Source organism: Nostoc flagelliforme FACHB-838, assembly GCF_014698065.1.
Taxonomy (GTDB): domain Bacteria; phylum Cyanobacteriota; class Cyanobacteriia; order Cyanobacteriales; family Nostocaceae; genus Nostoc; species Nostoc flagelliforme_B.
This window is the reverse complement of record NZ_JACJSI010000584.1, coordinates 1-2,875: the sequence shown is the minus strand read 5'-3', so window position 1 is coordinate 2,875 and position 2,875 is coordinate 1. Positions and strand designations below refer to the sequence as shown.

Here is a 2,875-nt window from a genome sequence, read left to right as displayed (position 1 = left end):
GGATATACCAAAAACTACATTGATATCGAATTTACATTTAGTATCAACGTTTATGGCGAGCTAAATTTATCAAGGGATGGTGGCTAACAACAGGCAAACAGAGTTTTGGCTGGTAGGTAGAGCGAGTATGTAGAACTGTACCTCTGCATCACTAAAAAATATTGATAAACAGTTACAGCAATCGTCAGACATTCAGGGAAGCGAAATTTATGGAGTTACAAAAACAGGTAGAGAAAAATTATATTAGGACTGACAACTCCTTAAGAGCAGAATTATCGAAGAAAATTCAATGGTCTTTAACACAGCGAGATGTTAATTTGATTGAATTACTGATGCCTGTATGGTCATGGTTTTACCGTTACTATTTTCAAGTGAAAACTGATGGATGGCATCACATACCAACAGAAGGAAAAGTGTTACTGGTTGGTTCCCATAATGGCGGAATGGCTTCTCCAGATTTAGTAATGATGATGTATGATTGGTTTTCTAGATTTGGAACAGAGCGTTTGGTGTATGATCTAATGCACCCTTCTATTTGGAAAGTGAGTCCAGAGATAGCCCAATTAGCTCAGAAAGTTGGAGCGATTGTTGCACATCCAAAGATGGCCAGTGCAGCTTTTGAGATGGGGGCTAGCGTTCAATACCGTTCGGTTAAGGAATTTCTTGGTTGAGGCAGGCAGAGGGAGCAGGGGGAGAAGAGAAGCAGGGGGAGAAAAGAATGGCTGAACATATACCCTCTTGCCTCCCCTGCTTCCCCTGCTTATCCGAACCGTATTGGGCTAGCGTTCTGGTATATCCGGGAGGACAATATGATATGTTTCGTCCTCACAGCCAACGCTATAAAATTAATTTTGCTGAGAATAAGGGCTTTGTCAAGCTGGCTTTAAAAGAAGAAGTTCCAATTATTCCAGTGATTTCTGTAGGCGCTCATGGTACGTTAATTGTTTTATGTGATTGCTATGATTTAGTCAAACAACTACATCAGTTGGGATTGCCGTGGCTTTATCAAATAGACCCAGGAATTTTCCCAATTTATTTAGGTTTACCTTGGGGCTTGTCTATTGGGCCTCTACCTAATATTCCTCTACCTGTGCAGATTCATACTCGTGTATGTCGTCCAATTACTTTTGAAAGATATGGTCAAGATGCAGCTAAGGATCGTAATTATGTGAATGATTGTTATGAATTAGTTTATAACCAAATGCAAGAAGAGCTAAATCAATTAGTTAGAGATACTCAAAAATCTCCATAAAATCAAAATATTTTCAAAAAACTCGGAGAAAAATATGTAAACAATTTGGAAAAACCTTATTTATGGAAACTGTATAAAAACAAGCTTTAACAACAGTTACATCAGTGATATAGCAATCCTATCGCTGCTAATTCCCCGATTTAGCTGCAAATCCAGGTTAAGACTGCGGATTTTGCCGAAGCCCTAACAAATTTCCGTCAATATCCTTGAAGGTGGATAATTGCACTCCATGACCGACATCTGTAATTGGCCCAACTGAGACTCCTTTTTCAGTCAAGCTTTGACGAGCAGTAGCTATATCATTGACAACAAAGGTATTAACGGTATTACCTGGTTCAACTGAGTTACTCAAGTTCAATCCGATTGCAAAGCGTGGAATATCAGGAAAACTAAACTGTCTCCAGCTAGGTGTGTCATATTTTTCTTGAGGAACTAACCCAAGCTTGGACTTGTACCACTCGGCACTAGCTTCAAGATTAGTAACGTCTAGTTTAGTGACGAAACTATATTCACCAAAAGTATTTTTCAATGTCATATTCTACTGTGCTAATCCAGAAGTTTCGTAATATAGCTATTATAAGCTTTTTAGCGTATAACTTCATACAGCTTCTTAAATGTCGGAGTTTGCCAGTTGTAGCTCTGCTGTTCATATAAAAGCAGGTGAAACGTGGGTTAGAATTGAAGTAATGGCAACTTGATTGATTTGAAGCTAGATTAAAGAATCAAGGGTAAAAATTGCTCACAGGGCAAAGTTTAATAATTGGGTCGTTGATAAGTTGTTTATACAGCATTTATAATCAGCAATCAAAGTACTGTATGCAAACGGTATAACCCAGAACTAGTAATGCACGAGATTAATATTTACAGGTATCAAAAGTATGGCTAAGGTGACAATTTCTATTGGGTTAACTGATGCAGAAGTCAAAGCTTTATCGGCAATGCAGATTTTCGAGAATGAGTCATTAAATCACACAGCGACAAGATTGCTTCAGGGAATCCTGGGTCTATCATTAGCTGGACTGGCGTTATCTAATGGTGATGAGATTAAGGAAATAGTTAAGCAGGAAGTAAATGCTTTAGCTGCGTCAACACCTGATGGGGAAGAGATAAAACAGGTGATTAAGCAAGAGATAGCAGATGCGATCGCTCAGATTAAGAGTTTAATAGATGAGCGTAATGGTGGAGTTGCCTTATCTACACAAGAGGCTATTTCTGTTGAGCAGCAAGTCATACCAGATTATTCAGCAATACGCGAGAATATCCTTTCCCAATTGAAAACAGGTAAGCAGTCAGCAGCCAAGGCAATCGACGCTTTTATTGAGTCACTGGGTGCTGTCAAAGAGCAACAACAGCCAGCAACAGTGGAATTAGATGTAGCGAGTTAGGATTTTTGTGCTGGCGACTATTAACCAGTCAACTTAATCACGCCTTGGCTGATTAAATGTTCAAGCTGAGAATGATGCTGTGTTTGCTCCCGTAGGAACTTGAGTTGCTGGTAAGTGAGAATGTGTAGGGAAAACGCATCTTATTTACTAATCAAAACTAAGAGAGATTTCAAAATGACATAGATAATTGTAAAAATTGATTAAATGATAAATAAAATAAATGAATTATTCTCAAAAA

2 protein-coding genes and 1 pseudogene are annotated in these 2,875 nt (G+C 38.4%); 2 read left to right on the top strand and 1 reads right to left on the bottom strand.

Features of this window, described 5'->3' with window-relative positions:
* Positions 1 to 242 precede the first annotated feature (242 nt).
* Positions 243 to 1,252, top strand: a pseudogene (locus H6G97_RS56435) (lysophospholipid acyltransferase family protein).
* Between the two features lie 157 nt (positions 1,253 to 1,409).
* Here the strand turns inward: H6G97_RS56435 and H6G97_RS49165 are convergent.
* Positions 1,410 to 1,787, bottom strand: a complete 378-nt coding sequence (locus H6G97_RS49165; protein WP_190947528.1) for a VOC family protein — start codon at positions 1,785 to 1,787, stop codon at positions 1,410 to 1,412.
* 343 nt (positions 1,788 to 2,130) lie between these two features.
* Between H6G97_RS49165 and H6G97_RS49160 the strand changes: the two genes are divergently transcribed.
* Entirely contained in the window at positions 2,131 to 2,637 is a 507-nt protein-coding gene (locus H6G97_RS49160; protein WP_190947527.1) for a hypothetical protein, read from the top strand.
* Positions 2,638 to 2,875: the final 238 nt, after the last annotated feature.